The following is a 17,277-nucleotide window of genomic DNA, read 5'->3' as shown; positions in this document are numbered from 1 at the left end:
TTATTATATTATAGGGTTATTATGTAAAAGAAAGTATTTGATAATTAATATTATAATGCAAAAAACTTTCGTTATTTCACTTATCAAACTATATAGGTATGCAACCTTAGTTATTTTACAGAGAAAGCAAAAGTTGTAATACTTTCAAATTTATCTTCCGGTTTTAAAATTATTGAAGGATATTCCGGATTATGAATACTATCCGGATAATGCTGAGTTTCGAAACATACAGCACTTTGTGAAGGATATCTTTGTCCATTTTTACCTATAAAATTTCCGGTCATCCAGTTACCTGTATACAGTTGTACTCCAGGCTGATCGGTATACACATCCATTTCTATACCTGTCTTGGGTGAATAACATTTAACAGCCAAAGCATATTTTTCTCCTTTTTTATTCAAGATATATGTATGATCATATCCTCTTGCCCAGACAAGCTGTTGGAAATCATCTTTTATACGAGAACCTATAGGTTGATTTGCTGTAAAATCCATAGGCGTTCCTACTACTTTTTCAGGCTTACCATAAGGTATTGCAGTATCATCAGTAGGCAGATACTCTTCAGCATATATAGTCAACAGATGGTCTGCAACCGAAGCATCTCCTGCTCCTGACAAATTAAAATACGCATGATTAGTCAAATTCAGAATAGTAGTTTTATCTGTTTTAGCCTCGTATTTTAAAGTTACCTCATTTTTATCTGTTAAAGTATAAGTTACCGTTACTTGTAAATTCCCGGGAAATCCTTCTTCTCCATCTTTTGCCAAATAGGTAAGGATCAATGTATTTTGTTCGGGTTGAGTTGCCCCCCATACAACAGAATTAAAACCTTTCAAGCCACCATGTAAACTATTAGGCCCATTATTCACAGCTAATGTATATTCTTTTCCTTCTAAAGTGAACTTACCATTGGCTATACGGTTAGCTGTACGTCCGCATACAGCTCCGAAATAAGGCTCTTCCGAGTTCAGATACTCTTCGATATTATTATGCCCCGTTACAACATCAACCCAATTGTTATCTTTATCAGGAACTATCAAGGAGACAATACGTGCTCCATAGTTTGATATAAGTAATTCTGCTCCATTTTTATTTTGAAGGACATAAAGAGATGTATGTTTTCCATCTATTACTTTTTCAAAATCAGACACAATTAAACCGGATTTTGTTTTTTCAGGGTACTTATTCATTTCCTTTTATTTTAAATTTACATTATTAGATCATATTCAATACATGTATATAACCACACATCAGCAAGTTATATTAAGAAAATATTCTTTTATCTATTAATCGCTTTATGACTGTAAAAGTAGCTATCTCAATTTGTCAACACACCAAAAAAAAAGTGTTCTACAACACATATTTCGACTATATATTATGAGATTTAATATATAGATAAATGGATGCTATATATAGTATTTTTAATCCTTTATTATGATTAATTATAAAGATATACTAATGATATACAGATATTATAGCATACATTTGTACTGATATTAAGTAACAGATAGAGTTCAACATTTCATTTCAAAATGATAACTAACTGTTCTTATTATGCTTACAATGTCAACAAAAAGGTCTACCACCTTACTTGAAGTAAATTTACAAATAAATTTTTAGAATGAGTCGATATTTCCTTTTAGTTATAGCACTTTTTGCATCTTTTTCAACGTTTTCTCAAACCTATGAAGAACTTGTGTCTAAATCAATGGATTATCTCGAAGCAAAAGATTATGCAGCTGCCGAAGTTACTTTGAAAGAAGCTATGCGAAAAGAACCTGGAAATGAAGGAAATATTCTTCTCCTTTCGAATTTAGGAACTATACAACGGAAACTAGGAAAAAAAGAAGAAGCTTTAGTATCATATAACTCTGCATTAGGCAAATTTCCCAAAGCTGTATTTGCTCTGCAAAACAGAGCAGCCCTACTTTGCGAATTAGACAGCCTACAAGCTGCTAAACGAGATTATACTTTAATTCTTTCTATCGATTCTGACAATGTAGATGCACTCTACAGCAGAGGTCTGATCTTCTTATCTGAAAAAAACTTTCTGGCAGCAGAAACCGACTTTGAACAGGTTTTAAAAACTAATCCTAACAATGTACAGGCACTGAGCAGTATGGCTTTTCTTTCTAAAAATAAAGGAGATTGGACTGCCGCAGAAGAAAAATATACAGATTTAATATACAAATATAAAAACCAACCAGTATTTTACGTTAATAGAGCTGAATGCTATCTCCAACAGAAAAAGCTATCCAGAGCAAAAGATGACTTAAATAAAGCCAAACAGCTTGGCTACGAAGACGCTTTATTGTATATATTAAGAGGTCAATTTTATCTTCAGCAATACGATAAATTAAGTGCTAAACAAGATTTTGTAAAAGCTCAAGAACTAGGAGCAGATCAGGAATTAATAAAAAATTACCTGCTTCTTTGTAAATAACAGTTATAAAATAAGTTTGTCGGACTTACACTCCAAACGGTACATATCAAATCCTTTTGCCCAATAATCAGGGACAACATCCTGTAAAATAAGTCCAAACCGTTCATAAAATCTGTAAACTAGCTGAGATGTTCTTACGGAAACCATCTCAACCGAAGGTATCTTTATGATTTTATTCAATTTATAAATCATCAGTTTACTTCCAATCCCCATACCTAGAGAAGAATAGTCAACTATATCCCAAGAGATCTTAGCAGTCCTCATATCTTCGGTCAAATTATAACCTCCACATCCCAGTATTACATTTTCTTTTTCAAATAGGAAATAATTATCAGAAAAATTATCCAAATAAAGGATAAGATCATCTTTTTCTTCTTCAGCAAAATAGATTGGTGTATTTCCTTCAAGCAGAGATAAAACAGATTCTTGATCTTCTTTTTTGTATTGTCTTATTATCATATCACAAATAACTAGTATTTATTAACAAAAAAGTCCCGAGTAAAAAATTACTCAGGACTTTTTGTCTTTAAAAGAGGGCGGTTACCTACTCTCCCACATAATTGCAGTACCATCGGCGTGGGTGGGCTTAACTTCTCTGTTCGGAATGGGAAGAGGTGGATCCCCAACGCTATAACCACCTTAATATCTTTGATCTTATATATTAAGACGTGATGTAAAAGAACAAGTCTTTAAAAATTTGTATGTAGCAAACCTGTTACACAGGCGAAGTTTTGACGAAAAAGTTTCGGGCAATTAGTACTACTCGGCTATGACATTACTGCCTTTACACCTGTAGCCTATCAACGTCGTAGTCTACAACGACCCTTATAAGGATATCTTATCTTGAGGCTGGCTTCGTACTTAGATGCTTTCAGCACTTATCCAATCCGCACTTAGCTACCCGGCGATGCCCCTGGCGGAACAACCGGTAAACCAGCGGTGCGTCCAACACGGTCCTCTCGTACTAGTGTCAGATCCCCGCAAATATCTTACGCCCACGATAGATAGAGACCGAACTGTCTCACGACGTTCTGAACCCAGCTCGCGTGCCACTTTAATGGGCGAACAGCCCAACCCTTGGGACCTTCTCCAGCCCCAGGATGTGACGAGCCGACATCGAGGTGCCAAACCATTCCGTCGATATGAGCTCTTGGGAATGATCAGCCTGTTATCCCCGGAGTACCTTTTATCCTTTGAGCAATGGCCATTCCATACTGAAACCACCGGATCACTATGCTCTAGTTTCCTACCTGATCGACTTGTTAGTCTCCCAGTCAAGCGCGCTTATGCCATTACACTCTACGAACGGTTACCAATCGTTCTGAGCGCACCTTTAGAAGCCTCCGTTACTCTTTTGGAGGCGACCACCCCAGTCAAACTACCCACCATACAGTGTCCCTATATCAATAGGTTAGAATCCAAACAATTAAAGGGCCGTATTTCAAGGGTGACTCCACAAACACTAGCGTGCCCGCTTCATAGTCTCCGGCCTATCCTACACATCAAGTGCCCAGATTCAATGTAAAGCTATAGTAAAGGTTCACGGGGTCTTTTCGTCCCATCGCGGGTAATCGGCATCTTCACCGATACTACAATTTCACCGAGCTCACAGTTGAGACAGTAAGAAGATCATTACACCATTCGTGCAGGTCGGAACTTACCCGACAAGGAATTTCGCTACCTTAGGACCGTTATAGTTACAGCCGCTGTTTACTGGGGCTTCAATTCAAAGCTTCTCATTGCTGATGACTTCTCCTCTTAACCTTCCAGCACCGGGCAGGTGTCAGGCTATATACGTCTTATTTCTAATTTGCATAGCCATGTGTTTTTGTTAAACAGTTGCCTTCTTCTATTCTCTGCGCCTGCCATCGCTGACAGGCACCCTTTATCCCGAAGTTACAGGGTCATTTTGCCTAATTCCTTAACTGTGAATCACTCGAGCGCCTTAGTATACTCAACCCAACTACGTGTGTCCGTTTTAGTACGGGTGACTTTAAGATTAGCGTTTAGCGGTTTTTCTTGACAGTCTGTTTACCTGCATATTGATTCACCAATGGTTCCTCATACTTTCAGGTTCGACTCTTTTTGCGGATTTGCCTGCAAAAATCAACGTCTACACCCTTTAACCAACTATTCCGTCAGTTGGCAGCAGTTTCACTCCTGTGTCCCCACATCACTCTTAAAGCCAGTAACGGAATATTAACCGTTTCATCCATCGAATTAGCCGTTCGGCGTCTCCTTAGGCCCGACTTACCCTGATCCGATTAGCGTTGATCAGGAAACCTTAGTCTTTCGGCGAGGAAGTTTCTCACTTCCTTTATCGTTACTCATACCTACATTTGCTTTTCTGTCCGCTCCAGAGCAGCTCACGCTGCGCCTTCGACGCTGAACAGAATGCTCCCCTACCGATAATATTTATCCCATAGCTTCGGTAACATGTTTTATGCCCGATTATTATCCACGCATCGCCACTCGACTAGTGAGCTGTTACGCACTCTTTAAATGAATGGCTGCTTCCAAGCCAACATCCTAGCTGTCTTAGCGGCAACACTTCGTTAATTCAACTTAACATGTATTTGGGGACCTTAGCTGATGGTCTGGGTTCTTTCCCTCTCGGACATGGACCTTAGCACCCATGCCCTCACTCCCGGTATTAACTTATGCCCATTCGGAGTTTATCTGGACTTGATAGGCGGTGAAGCCCTCGCATCCAATCAGTAGCTCTACCTGACATAAGTAATTCGCCGAGGCTGCACCTAAATGCATTTCGGGGAGTACGAGCTATCTCCAAGTTTGATTAGCCTTTCACCCCTACCCTCAAGTCATCCGAAAGCTTTTCAACGCTTACCGGTTCGGTCCTCCAATTGGTGTTACCCAACCTTCAACCTGCTCAAGGGTAGATCACTTGGTTTCGCGTCTACTCCCATTGACTATGGCGCCCTGTTAAGACTTGCTTTCGCTTCGGATCCGTACCTGATAGTACTTAACCTTGCCAATGAGAGTAACTCGTAGGTTCATTATGCAAAAGGCACGCCGTCACTGTTGCCAGCTCCGACCGCTTGTAGGCACATGGTTTCAGGGTCTATTTCACTCCTCTGTTCGAGGTTCTTTTCACCTTTCCCTCACGGTACTGGTTCACTATCGGTCTCTCGGAAGTATTTAGCCTTACCGGATGGTCCCGGCAGATTCATACAGGATTTCTCGTGTCCCGCACTACTCAGGATACTGCTAGGCTTAATAAACGTTTCGTGTACGGGATTATCACCCTCTCTGATACATCTTTCCAGATATTTCCACTACATTTATGTCTTGCCACAGCGCAGTCCTACAACCCCAATATTGCCGAAACAATATTGGTTTGGGCTAATCCGCGTTCGCTCGCCACTACTTACGGAATCACTTTTGTTTTCTTTTCCTATGGGTACTTAGATGTTTCAGTTCCCCACGTTTGCTTCCAGTCTAGCTGGATGATATGCTCTTCGCATACCGGGTTGCCCCATTCGGAGATTTACGGGTCAAAGGTTATTTGCACCTTACCGTAACTTTTCGCAGCTTATCACGTCCTTCATAGCCTTCGAGAGCCTAGGCATCCCCCATGTGCCCTTTTTTACTTTTTTCTCTTCGCCTGTTCTTTACCGTTGCCGGTAAAGTACGGTTTGATATATACTCGTTTTTTTTACTTGCTCTTTTTTACATCATGTCAAAGATCTTTTCGCTAATTGCTCTTTTAAGAGCTGACTATTATTTAATTGTCTTAGCTGTTGTGGAGAATAACGGATTCGAACCGTTGACCCCCTGCGTGCAAGGCAGGTGCTCTAGCCAGCTGAGCTAATCCCCCGTTAAATGAAGCCCGTTATCCGGCTTATTTACTTCGTAGTCCCAGGCAGATTTGAACTGCCGACCTCTACATTATCAGTGTAGCGCTCTAACCAACTGAGCTATAGGACTGGCTGTTTGTTTCTTTTCTTACCCGGTAACTGTGATTAACAGCTCCTTTTTTCTCTTTATTTTGTCGATTTGATAGAAACTCTTTTTTATATAATACACTAGACATTGGGTGATAATAACTTTAACGTTATATATCCAGTTAGAACATTCTCCAGAAAGGAGGTGTTCCAGCCGCACCTTCCGGTACGGCTACCTTGTTACGACTTAGCCCCAGTCACTAGTTTTACCCTAGGACGCTCCTTGCGGTTACGTACTTCAGGTACCCCCAGCTTCCATGGCTTGACGGGCGGTGTGTACAAGGCCCGGGAACGTATTCACCGCGCCATGGCTGATGCGCGATTACTAGCGAATCCAGCTTCATGGAGTCGAGTTGCAGACTCCAATCCGAACTGGGAGAGGCTTTCGAGATTAGCATCTTGTCACCAAGTAGCAACCCTCTGTACCCCCCATTGTAACACGTGTGTCGCCCCGGACGTAAGGGCCGTGCTGATTTGACGTCATCCACACCTTCCTCGCAGCTTACGCTGGCAGTCTTGTCAGAGTCCTCAGCTTGACCTGTTAGTAACTAACAATGTGGGTTGCGCTCGTTATGGCACTTAAGCCGACACCTCACGGCACGAGCTGACGACAACCATGCAGCACCTACGCATCTGCTATTGCTAGAAGATCGGTTTCCCGATCGGTCAGATGCATTTCAAGCCCGGGTAAGGTTCCTCGCGTATCATCGAATTAAACCACATGTTCCTCCGCTTGTGCGGGCCCCCGTCAATTCCTTTGAGTTTCACCGTTGCCGGCGTACTCCCCAGGTGGATTACTTATCGCTTTCGCTTAGCCACTTATTGTAATATCACAAACAGCTAGTAATCATCGTTTACTGCGTGGACTACCAGGGTATCTAATCCTGTTTGATACCCACGCTTTCGTGCTTCAGCGTCAGTTGTAGTTTAGTAAGCTGCCTGCGCAATTGGAGTTCTTCGTTATATCTATGCATTTCACCGCTACACAACGAATTCCGCCTACTTCAAATACACTCAAGAAACCCAGTTTCAACGGCAATTTTAAGGTTGAGCCTCAAACTTTCACCGCTGACTTAAATCCCCGCCTACGCACCCTTTAAACCCAATAAATCCGGATAACGCTCGCATCCTCCGTATTACCGCGGCTGCTGGCACGGAGTTAGCCGATGCTTATTCGTACTGTACTTGCAAGAAAGGACACGTCCTCTTTTTTACCCCAGTACAAAAGAAGTTTACAACCCATAGGGCAGTCATCCTTCACGCGACTTGGCTGGTTCAGGCTCTCGCCCATTGACCAATATTCCTCACTGCTGCCTCCCGTAGGAGTCTGGTCCGTGTCTCAGTACCAGTGTGGGGGATAAACCTCTCAGTTCCCCTATCCATCGTTGCTTTGGTGAGCCGTTACCTCACCAACTGGCTAATGGAACGCATGCCCATCTACTACCAATTAATCTTTAACAAATATCACCATGCGGTGCCCCTGTATTATGCGGCATTAATCCGAATTTCTTCGGGCTATTCCCCTGTAGTAGGTAGGTTGCATACGCGTTACTCACCCGTGCGCCGGTCGTCATCAAAAGTATTGCTACTTTCATGCTACCCCTCGACTTGCATGTGTTAGGCCTGTCGCTAGCGTTCATCCTGAGCCAGGATCAAACTCTTCTTTGTATATCTTTTTTATATTCTCAGAATTATTCTAACCTCTTTATTGACTCTAGGTATTGACTTAGAGTTGATACCGATCGTAAGACCGTATCACCCGTCTAATGCTATATTTTTTTGTTCCTTTTCAAATCTTTCAAAGATCGCTTCTCGTTTTTCGCTTTTCTTAGTGACCGTCTCTCGGTCTTAAAGCGAGTGCAAAAGTAGTCCCTTTTACAATACACTCCAAATATTTTTATGCCTTTTTTTAAAATATTTTTATGCCTTCCTTACAACAACATTATTTACAACTACTTAGAATTATATCTTTTTTTTAACCAATTACTCGATATATATCCAATACCCCGTCAACACTGAATTCGGTGGTCTTCCCGCGAAAGACAAAATCGGCGTGGAAGGACTCTGTTTAACGGTATAAAAATTGATCATTTAATCAAAATATTTATCTTTGCACTCGAATTTAGGGATTCTAATAATATTATATATATTTAATATGCTCTTCAATTCTTTTGAATACGCACTATTTCTACCATTAGTATTTATCATATATTGGTTCATTCTAAGAAAGAATATAAAGCTACAAAACATATTTTTACTTGCATCGAGCTATTTCTTTTATGGATGCTGGGATTGGCGATTCTTATTCCTATTAATGTTTTCGACATTCTTGGATTATTTCACAGGACTGAAAATTGCAGATTCATCAAATCAAAAAATAAGAAAAGCTTGGCTATGGTTAAGCGTGGGAGTTAATCTCAGTTTTTTGGGATTCTTCAAATATTACAACTTCTTTGTTGAACAATTTGCAGAATTACTCAGTCTATTTGGATTGACACCCCATATTTCAACACTTAATATTATATTACCTGTAGGAATATCATTTTATACTTTCCATGGATTATCATATGTCTTTGATATCTATCATGATAAAATTAAACCTACAAAAAATTTAGTTAACTATTCCTTATTTGTATCATTCTTCCCTTTATTAGTGGCTGGACCGATAGAACGGGCTACGCACTTGCTTCCTCAAATTGAAAGAAAAAGAGTATTTGATTTCAAAAAATTCGAAGACGGACTAAGACAAATCCTTTGGGGATTATTTATGAAGATAGTCATCGCCGATAATTGTGCCAAACTAGCCGACGCCGTATTTAACCAATCTGATAAATACAGCGGAAGTACATTGGTTGTCGGTGCTATATTTTTCACGATACAGGCATATGGCGATTTTGCAGGATATTCGAATATAGCATTGGGTTCGGCTCGTTTATTAGGTTTTGAACTTCTCAAGAATTTCAATTTCCCTTACTTTTCCCGGAATATAAGGGAATTATGGCGCAGATGGCATATGTCCTTATCATATTGGTTAAGAGATTACCTTTATATTCCTTTGGGTGGAGGCCGAGAAGGTATGGCTAAAACAATCCGCAATACTGCTATAGTATTCCTCACTTGTGGATTCTGGCATGGTGCAAACTGGACATTTTTGGCTTTTGGTGCAATACATACTTTATATGTAATGCCATCAATACTAAAAAAGAGGACAACTAAATATACAGAGATTGTAGCCCAAGGAAAAATTCTACCGACACCGAAGGAGGTTTACCAAATCATAAAGACTTTTTGCCTGTTTGCCTTTTCACTCATTGTTTTCAGAGCGGAAAGTATAACTCAGGCTTACCATTATATTATAGACCTATTTACCGTCGATTTATTTAGCATGCCACAGGTATATTCGGGGTCTATCATACTATTGGTAATTATTTTCTTCCTGATAGAATGGATCGGACGGGAAGGTAATTATGGCATAGAAGGTATCAAAAGCAAAATTAAGTCGATGCCTCTCCGGTGGATGTTCTATTATGTAATTGCATTCCTCGTATTCTATTACTCGGGGCATAAACAAGCATTTATATATTTTCAATTTTAAGGTCTCAGAAATTATATCATCAAATACGTTCTTATTACTTAAGAAATGAAAAAGTCAATCATACTCACCATTATATTTATCCTTCCATTTATTATCCTTACAATATGGATAGAAACAATGTTGCGAGGAATTCCAAATGAATATATGATAAAATCGAACTTCATGAATGCCAATGCTTCCAGAATTAAGGTATTGGTATTGGGCAGTTCCCATGGAATCACTGCGATAGATCCTGATTGTTTTTCACAATACACCTATAACTGTGCCCATTATGCACAATCACTGGACAGAGACTATAATATACTGAACCAGTATCAGGATCGGCTTGATTCTTTAGAATACATTATTTTGCCTGTATCTTATCACTCACTATGGACTAAGATAGATTTGCATGCTCATAAATGGAGAAAAAAGTATTACAATATATATTATGGTTTCAGAGTTGAACAGAACCCCATAAAAGAGCTTATTTTTCTTGACGAAACTATTCACGAGGATTTAAGGATCATAAAAGACTACTACTATAACCACCAACCGATACATACCGATTTGACTCCGTATGGTTTAGCTGTCACTCCTTCTCAAACCAATTTGGGTTGGATAAATTCAACGATCGACCAAGTTGTTGCTGCACACAGTACGGACGACCTGACCCGACTATATGATGAAAATGTATCTTATCTCAAGAAAATAATAGATATAGCCAAAAAGAAGAATGCGAAGGTAATATTCGTTACAATACCGGGGCACGAAATATTTGTGGAACGTCTGCACCCTGATCAGTTAAACCTTCTGTACACAACAATGGACAAACTAAAAGATAACAAAACTGTCTTTTATTATAATTTCCTACATGAGTTTACCAAAGAAGATCAGGAAACAAGTCTTAAATATTTTCACGATACGGATCACCTCAGCTACTTGGGTGCAAGAACTTTTTCGGTAAAACTTGACTCTATCGTAAAGGCTCTCGATAAGAAAGAAAAGATACAATCTGCTAATTAAATAATAGGTCTGCGACCTCAGTGTTTTACAGCCCGCAACATTTCGCGCTTTCCGGGAGGTCCTGGCAAACGTTCTACACGATAGCCCGATTGTTGCATCATTCTCCGGACAACGCCTTTTGCACAATAAGTAGTTAATATTCCACCGTGTGCTGTGTTAGCATATAAATAATCAAAAACAGACTGATTCCACATATCCGGCTGCTTGTCAGGAGCAAAAGCATCAAAATAAATAATATCGTACGATTGGTCTATTTTCCAATCCAGTTTAGTAAAGTCTGTATGTATTTTAGTCAAAGAAAAATACGCTATAACTTCACATTTAATATTCCAATCCAAAGAGTGCAGTTTCTGAAATAATACTTTATCGTTGGTAGAATCTTTGTCTGCATAGTTCAACTTATCAGTAACCGTTTGTGACAAGGGATAAAGTTCAAGGCTTGTATAATTAACATGTTTAGATTGATCCCGCGCGGACAGTACAGTCAGATATACATTCAATCCCGTTCCAAAACCAATTTCCAAAATATTGATATGGCTTTTGGTGCAAAAATCGAATGCTGTCTTTATAAAAATATGTTCCGACTCCTGCCTCGCTCCATTCACCGAATGATAATGTTCATTCATTGCCGGAACAAAAAGGGTATGCGATCCATCCGCAGTAGACTCTATTACAAGATCTTGATCTGAATCCATATCAACTATTTATCCTTTTCGATCAATGCAACAGCATAAGCAGCAAAGCCTTCTTCCCGTCCTACAAATCCCATTTTTTCGGATGTAGTTGCCTTGATAGAAATATCATCAATATCAATCTGCAGAATATCTGCCATTACCTTTTGCATAGCCGGAATATGCGGATTGATCTTAGGACGCTCCGCACAAATTGTAGCATCAATATTACCGACTCTGTATCCTTTGCCGGAAAGAACTTCCAATGTTTTAGCCAAAAGAATTTTGCTGTCAATATCTTTATATTCGCCTGCAGTGTCGGGAAAATGAAAGCCAATATCTCTCAGGTTAGCAGCTCCCAATAGCGCATCACAAATAGCGTGTATAAGCACATCGGCATCAGAATGCCCCAATAAACCTTTTGTATGTTCTATTTTGATACCACCCAACCATAGATCTCTGTCTTCTGCCAAACGATGTACGTCATATCCGTACCCTACTCTAATCTTCATAAATATATCTCATTTTTAAGATCTCAAACCTTTATCTTAATAACTTCAGGTTACAAAGGTAACAAAAGACTTCCGATATTACTTAAATAAATTACGCAAGCCTTCCATATTAAAGCCCAATGAAAAACGCAAAGTTTGATCCAAAGGATTAGAATCGGCTGTTGATATCAGATAAGCCGCATCCAACTGAAAGGAACTCATTTTGAAACCTGCTCCAAAAGAAAAGTATTTACGGTTTCCTTGTCTCTGGCTTTCGTTGTAGTAACCACCTCTTAGCATAAACTGATCATTATAGGCATATTCCATACCTGCCGACCATGTTATTTCTTCTAATTCGCCCTTAAAACCATCGGGAGAGTCGCTGAATGATTTAAATATTCCGCTTATAGCTGATGATTTACGAACATCATCTACACGTTTTGCATAAACATCATCATCTTCCCCATCCTCTTGTCGGGGACGTGAAGGAACTAACAGCTTATTTAAATCCACATTAAACGCCAATGTGTTATAATCATCCAAAGGATAAGTCAAAGAAGCTCCCAGACGAAGATTTGCCGGTAAAAAATAATCATTTAGCCCATCATCCATAGATATTTTTGTGCCGACATTCGAAATATTGAAACCCAATCCCAAAATACTTTCTACACTCCCTATATTAACATAAGACTCATTGTATCCGGCAATATCAGCAGCAAAAGCATTTCCTGCAGATGTATTTTCATCAGATGATGTTGAATAATCGGTGCGGATATAACGCAATGTAACACCTCCGGCGAATGTTTCCGTCAACTTACGCGAATAACCTATATCAAATGCCATTTCATAAGGAGACACTGTAGACATAAGCTGTCCTTCCAAATCTCTTTCCGGAATATCTCCAATCGAAAAATAGCGGATAGAAGCACTTACCGCCTGATTATCCTCATTTCCGAATTTATAAAAACCGGAAGCATAAACCAAAGCAATATCCTGTACTATTTTCCTCAGCCAAGGTGTATAAGAAACTGTCATTCCGGCCTTACTCGTAAGAAAAGCATGTTTTGCAGGATTCCAGTACTGAGAGTAAAAATCGGGTAAAGTAGCGGCTCCGACATCTCCCATACCGCCGCCGCGCGCATCCGGAGCAATAGACAAAGAGGGCACGGCGGTAACCATTGTACCTGTCTGCGCTGATAAAGACAAACTCGTCAATACCAACAAACCCGAATAAATGTATTTCATTGTTGTTTTCATTTACCTTATTATATTTTAAAGGCCTCAGACCTGTTTATTATATTCTTGTTTTAATCAAAAAGATTACAAAATCAGTGATGAATGATCAATCAACAGTTATCAACTGGAAACTGTTAATTATTCACTATTAATTAACAAATCATCGAAAAAGGTAACAAAGGTTACAGGATTAATGTACAATTATCAATTAAAAGTGACTTATTCTTCATTTTCGAAAAAGGTAACAAAAGTGACTCTCTTTATGTTCTTTTTCATCAGTAACCTTATCTCTTATTTTATTATCACATTTTTTCATTATCATATTACAACACTATTATAGATAAAATAATTACCGTGCTGTTACAATTAGTTTCTCAGCCTTTACCGAAGACAAACGACCGTTTATGTTTACCTGCACCGAGCATATATATACACCGGGCTGTAGTCGTCCTCCATTCGTATTCAGATCCCATTCGTATATATAACGATTGAGGGTATCGGCAGCCTGATTCTTCTGCGTCATCCACACCAACGCTCCTGTGAGAGAATACACTCTGAGGATAATATCGACATTCGATTGAGGAGTATTTGTATTAATTACAAACCGTGTAGCGTCTTTTGCCGGATTCCCCCAAATCTCAAATGAATATATACTGGGAGCATAATCGTCGGTAACAACAAACCTTAAAGTTTCTGCAGCTGAATTATTAAAAACATCCCAGATCCGGAATTCTATTTTATGTTCACCTTCCGACATTTGCGGCATCTGAAAAGAAATGCTTCCTTCTTTATTCGAACCACCCTTATTAGTAAAATAAGAAGATAAATCATAAGTCGTAATCCCATCCAACACCAACGATATATTATGCCCGATAGCATTAGATAAATTTATTCCGGTATCATCCGATACTTCGGCATAGAACAAGGGTGTTGAATTGACATAACCGCCGTCTTTAAATTGCTCATTATTTAAAAACATTTTTGAAATAACAGGCGGATTTTCCTCTTCGGGCATATTCGTGTTTGTCCCTCCTATCGTATAATTATAAAAAGAACCCTGAGCTTTTTTCTTTGAATCCGAATTATCATATGCGTAGAAACTCATTTTACCCTTGTCGTCGGCATATAATATATCTTTAGGCGCAACAAAATTGACAACAAACTCTCCATTCACAATATCAACCTTTCCTGCAAAAAGTGTATTCGTATAATCGGTATAATCTATAGCAATCTTATCGGGATTGGGCGTACCCGAAGAAGTATTACCTCTGGTACGCAAAGTTTGTTTAGCATCGAATACCAATGATTCGAGCGTTCCGTTAAAATCTTCAGCGACGTCTCCATTTTGATTTTCGATAATACCTTTGATTACGGTGTTGTCCAATGCCTGAATATTTATATCGTCTGCATCTGCATCCCTGTCATTCATTTCGGTAATCCTCACCTTATATGTATCTTCGGGATAAGCCAGAGTCAAAGCTGGGTCACCCAACAATACAAATCGCAGTTTATTGCTGTCATCAAAAAGTAATGCGTCATTTTTAGCCTCTCGTAAAATATCTCCCAAACGGGGATTTTTCCCATTTTTCTTCTTAAAGAGATACTTCATCAGGCTTTCATTCATCGTCCTATTATTCCGAATATAAACAGCACGCACGGTAGTCATCATAGCAATCGCTCCACCTTCTTCTTTTAATAATGCTGCTTCTCCACCTGATGATGCATTAGCGTCAAATCGTCCGAAATCACAAGTTGCGGTAATCCATAATGGCAGTTTATCATTGTTGAGAGACTCTATATTTGCCATTGTCAGCAGATACTCATGAGTCCATGATGTAGTAGAACCGTGTCCTATAAAGTTCAACATCAGCGTTCCCTTATTTATTCGGTCTAGTAATGCCCTGTTTGCATCCGGATAACGAGCACCGCCGCTCTCGATAACCCGTTCGTAGGCATCCTCATATATTTTCGAAACAACAAAATCAGGATAGGATGCTGTTATACCTGCAGAAAACCTCTCGGCATCCTGCATATGCTCACGCTCACTTTCTGTCGAATTACTACCGGCAACGGCATCATCAGCGACAAAAGTTATATTATTTTGCCAGATACCTTTATTCTTATTTTCGATATAAGCTGCAATCTTTGCAACTGTGTTTGCGGCAGAACTTGCCGACCTTACCGGTAAACGTCCGATGCTGATATCCAACTTAGCTTTAGACAGATCAAAAATAGAATCGAAAGGATTAGTGGAAGTTATCGGCTCTTCTGTCCTCACTACCGATTTATCGTCAAGCAATCCAAAATAATCATCAGAAACATAAGACCCTACTTCTGTCAGATAGTTCTCGGACTGATATGTGAGCAACATCGACTTAGAAGCCTCATCTGCCCAATCCTGTTTCAATTGATTATCAAATGTTCCACCTCCGAACAACATCAAGTATTGAGGTCGGTTTTCTCCTCCGTCAGCCCTGTCATAAAACATCTTCATAAAACGCCGATAGGCACTGGCATCAGGTTTTCCTGACGAAAATTCATTGTATATATCTTCGGGACTGACAATAATTGAGGTTAAACCGGATTCATTATTATGCAGATCGGCTAACTGCTGTGCATAACTTTTCAGGAAATCTCGAACAATAATCACCATATCGGCAGACTCCAAAGCATGCAGATTTTGATTGGCAATTGCACCGAGACCTTTTCCCTCGTACGTGGGTGTGGGTATATCGCTCAGTTTCGCCAGATCGACCATCGCATATTCTTTGATTGTATTGTTGTCAGCGGCAAACTGTAATGTAGAACCAGACAATTGAGCATCTATGCGAATTGGGACAGTATTGGAAACATCAAATACAAGTAGATCAGACGATGCAGAAGCTATTTTAAAACCCAGATTAGATGCGAGTGTCGTATTTCTGAAAAGCGTCACTGCTCCATAAGGTTTCAGATTTCGTTTATAGTTTAGCCTGAGATAGTTCAGATATACATTCTTATCGGAAGTATACCCTTTTGTATAGGTCAGTTTTACAGTATTCTGGTTCTGCAATGCGTTAACCGATAAAGGCGAACTCATGTGTGTTGCTATAAGATATGTATTATCGCCCAATGGTACTGAAGTCGAAAGTGCATCGAGATAACTGCCGTTAAAGTCGATAGTTAATTTTCCGGAAGTAAAAACTGTACGCGCTATAAAACTACAACGTAAAACAGCTGGGTCGGTAGTCGCACCTTCGGTATTTAACTGTACATTTACAGTCGACGTTTTCAGAAAATTTTCGCCTAGCATTTCCCGCCCTGTTTCACCCGGATTAACGAGTTCCTGTTCATGAAGAACATAATCGTTGTAAGAAGTAACAACATTATCGGCTAACGGTAGAGAGGCCTGTATTCCTATCAGTTTAGGATCTTCGTCCGACTCCGTTATAAAGTAATAGTTGTCGGAAGAATAAGGATTTTGAGTTTGTTCAAACTCTGTTGTTGTTTTATTATATGTCCACTTTATGTTTCCTCTCCCGTAGAAAAGAATATAATCATCTTCATTTTTGAAATCGTTTCTCGACCGATTCATCCAGATTGAAACCTGCGGAAGATCATCTATATATGGCTTAGTAAAATCTTCGTTGATAATCCATCCTCCATAACCATATACTTTTACATTCTGAGGATTGGACAAACCTATTTTTTTCAGATCTTTATATGTCAGTTTATATATTCCTGTTTCCGAAATTTTAATCTTGTACCACTTCCCTTGGGATAAAACCGAATTTTTCGCATAACGAGAACCATCGTTATCGACTGCTGACAATCGAAACGAAACACATAATACTAAAGTGAATAATATAAATAACTTTTTTCGCACTAATAT

At 39.3% G+C, this 17,277-nt stretch carries 9 protein-coding genes, 2 tRNA genes and 3 rRNA genes; 3 read left to right on the top strand and 11 right to left on the bottom strand.

Annotation, left to right across the window (positions count from 1 at the left end):
- Positions 1 to 110: 110 nt before the first annotated feature.
- Entirely contained in the window at positions 111 to 1,190 is a 1,080-nt protein-coding gene (locus AABJ51_RS03015) for an aldose epimerase family protein (protein WP_338374347.1), read from the bottom strand.
- A 431-nt stretch (positions 1,191 to 1,621) separates the two neighbouring features.
- On the opposite strand from AABJ51_RS03015, the gene AABJ51_RS03010 reads away from it, so the two are divergent.
- Positions 1,622 to 2,443 (top strand): tetratricopeptide repeat protein, encoded by an 822-nt coding sequence (locus AABJ51_RS03010; protein WP_338374346.1) that lies wholly within the window; start codon positions 1,622 to 1,624, stop codon positions 2,441 to 2,443.
- Positions 2,444 to 2,446: 3 nt separating this feature from the next.
- On the opposite strand, the gene AABJ51_RS03005 is transcribed toward AABJ51_RS03010, so the two are convergent.
- From AABJ51_RS03005 to AABJ51_RS02980, 6 genes are all read right to left on the bottom strand, one after another.
- Positions 2,447 to 2,902 carry a GNAT family N-acetyltransferase gene (locus AABJ51_RS03005; RefSeq protein WP_338374345.1) on the bottom strand — a complete coding sequence of 152 codons (456 nt, stop codon included), beginning with the start codon at positions 2,900 to 2,902 and terminating at the stop codon, positions 2,447 to 2,449.
- A 72-nt stretch (positions 2,903 to 2,974) separates the two neighbouring features.
- A 5S ribosomal RNA gene (gene rrf, locus AABJ51_RS03000) occupies positions 2,975 to 3,085 on the bottom strand.
- Positions 3,086 to 3,177: 92 nt separating this feature from the next.
- Positions 3,178 to 6,060, bottom strand: a 23S ribosomal RNA gene (locus AABJ51_RS02995).
- Between the two features lie 147 nt (positions 6,061 to 6,207).
- Positions 6,208 to 6,281, bottom strand: a tRNA-Ala gene (locus tag AABJ51_RS02990).
- 36 nt (positions 6,282 to 6,317) lie between these two features.
- Positions 6,318 to 6,391 (bottom strand) — tRNA-Ile (locus AABJ51_RS02985).
- A gap of 155 nt (positions 6,392 to 6,546) precedes the next feature.
- Positions 6,547 to 8,076 (bottom strand): 16S ribosomal RNA (locus AABJ51_RS02980).
- Together the 16S, 23S and 5S rRNA genes with 2 tRNA genes alongside form the textbook arrangement of a ribosomal RNA operon.
- 487 nt (positions 8,077 to 8,563) lie before the next feature.
- Here AABJ51_RS02980 and AABJ51_RS02975 point away from each other — a divergent pair.
- Both AABJ51_RS02975 and AABJ51_RS02970 read left to right on the top strand, forming a co-directional pair.
- On the top strand, positions 8,564 to 10,003 hold the full coding sequence (locus tag AABJ51_RS02975; RefSeq protein WP_026626853.1) for an MBOAT family O-acyltransferase: 1,440 nt from the start codon (positions 8,564 to 8,566) through the stop codon (positions 10,001 to 10,003).
- A 45-nt stretch (positions 10,004 to 10,048) separates the two neighbouring features.
- Entirely contained in the window at positions 10,049 to 11,008 is a 960-nt protein-coding gene (locus tag AABJ51_RS02970) for a hypothetical protein (protein WP_338374344.1), read from the top strand.
- A 17-nt stretch (positions 11,009 to 11,025) separates the two neighbouring features.
- Here AABJ51_RS02970 and mnmC2 read toward each other — a convergent pair whose 3' ends face one another.
- From mnmC2 to porU, 4 genes are all read right to left on the bottom strand, one after another.
- The gene (mnmC2, locus tag AABJ51_RS02965; RefSeq protein WP_338374343.1) at positions 11,026 to 11,703 is read right to left on the bottom strand and encodes a tRNA (5-methylaminomethyl-2-thiouridine)(34)-methyltransferase MnmC2; all 678 of its coding nucleotides are present in this window, start codon (positions 11,701 to 11,703) and stop codon (positions 11,026 to 11,028) included.
- Positions 11,704 to 11,708: 5 nt separating this feature from the next.
- A complete protein-coding gene (gene ispF / locus AABJ51_RS02960; RefSeq protein ID WP_026626856.1) occupies positions 11,709 to 12,191 on the bottom strand; it encodes a 2-C-methyl-D-erythritol 2,4-cyclodiphosphate synthase in 483 nt (160 codons plus the stop codon).
- 78 nt (positions 12,192 to 12,269) lie between these two features.
- Positions 12,270 to 13,415 carry a type IX secretion system outer membrane channel protein PorV gene (porV, locus tag AABJ51_RS02955; protein WP_084158569.1) on the bottom strand — a complete coding sequence of 382 codons (1,146 nt, stop codon included), beginning with the start codon at positions 13,413 to 13,415 and terminating at the stop codon, positions 12,270 to 12,272.
- 340 nt (positions 13,416 to 13,755) lie between these two features.
- The gene (gene porU, locus AABJ51_RS02950) at positions 13,756 to 17,271 is read right to left on the bottom strand and encodes a type IX secretion system sortase PorU (protein ID WP_338374342.1); all 3,516 of its coding nucleotides are present in this window, start codon (positions 17,269 to 17,271) and stop codon (positions 13,756 to 13,758) included.
- Positions 17,272 to 17,277: the final 6 nt, after the last annotated feature.

Origin of the sequence: Indolivaga capnocytophagoides, from assembly GCF_036511535.1 — a bacterium.
Taxonomy (GTDB): Bacteria; Bacteroidota; Bacteroidia; order Bacteroidales; family Dysgonomonadaceae; genus Dysgonomonas_A; species Dysgonomonas_A capnocytophagoides.
This window is presented reverse-complemented; position numbering and strand designations above follow the sequence as displayed.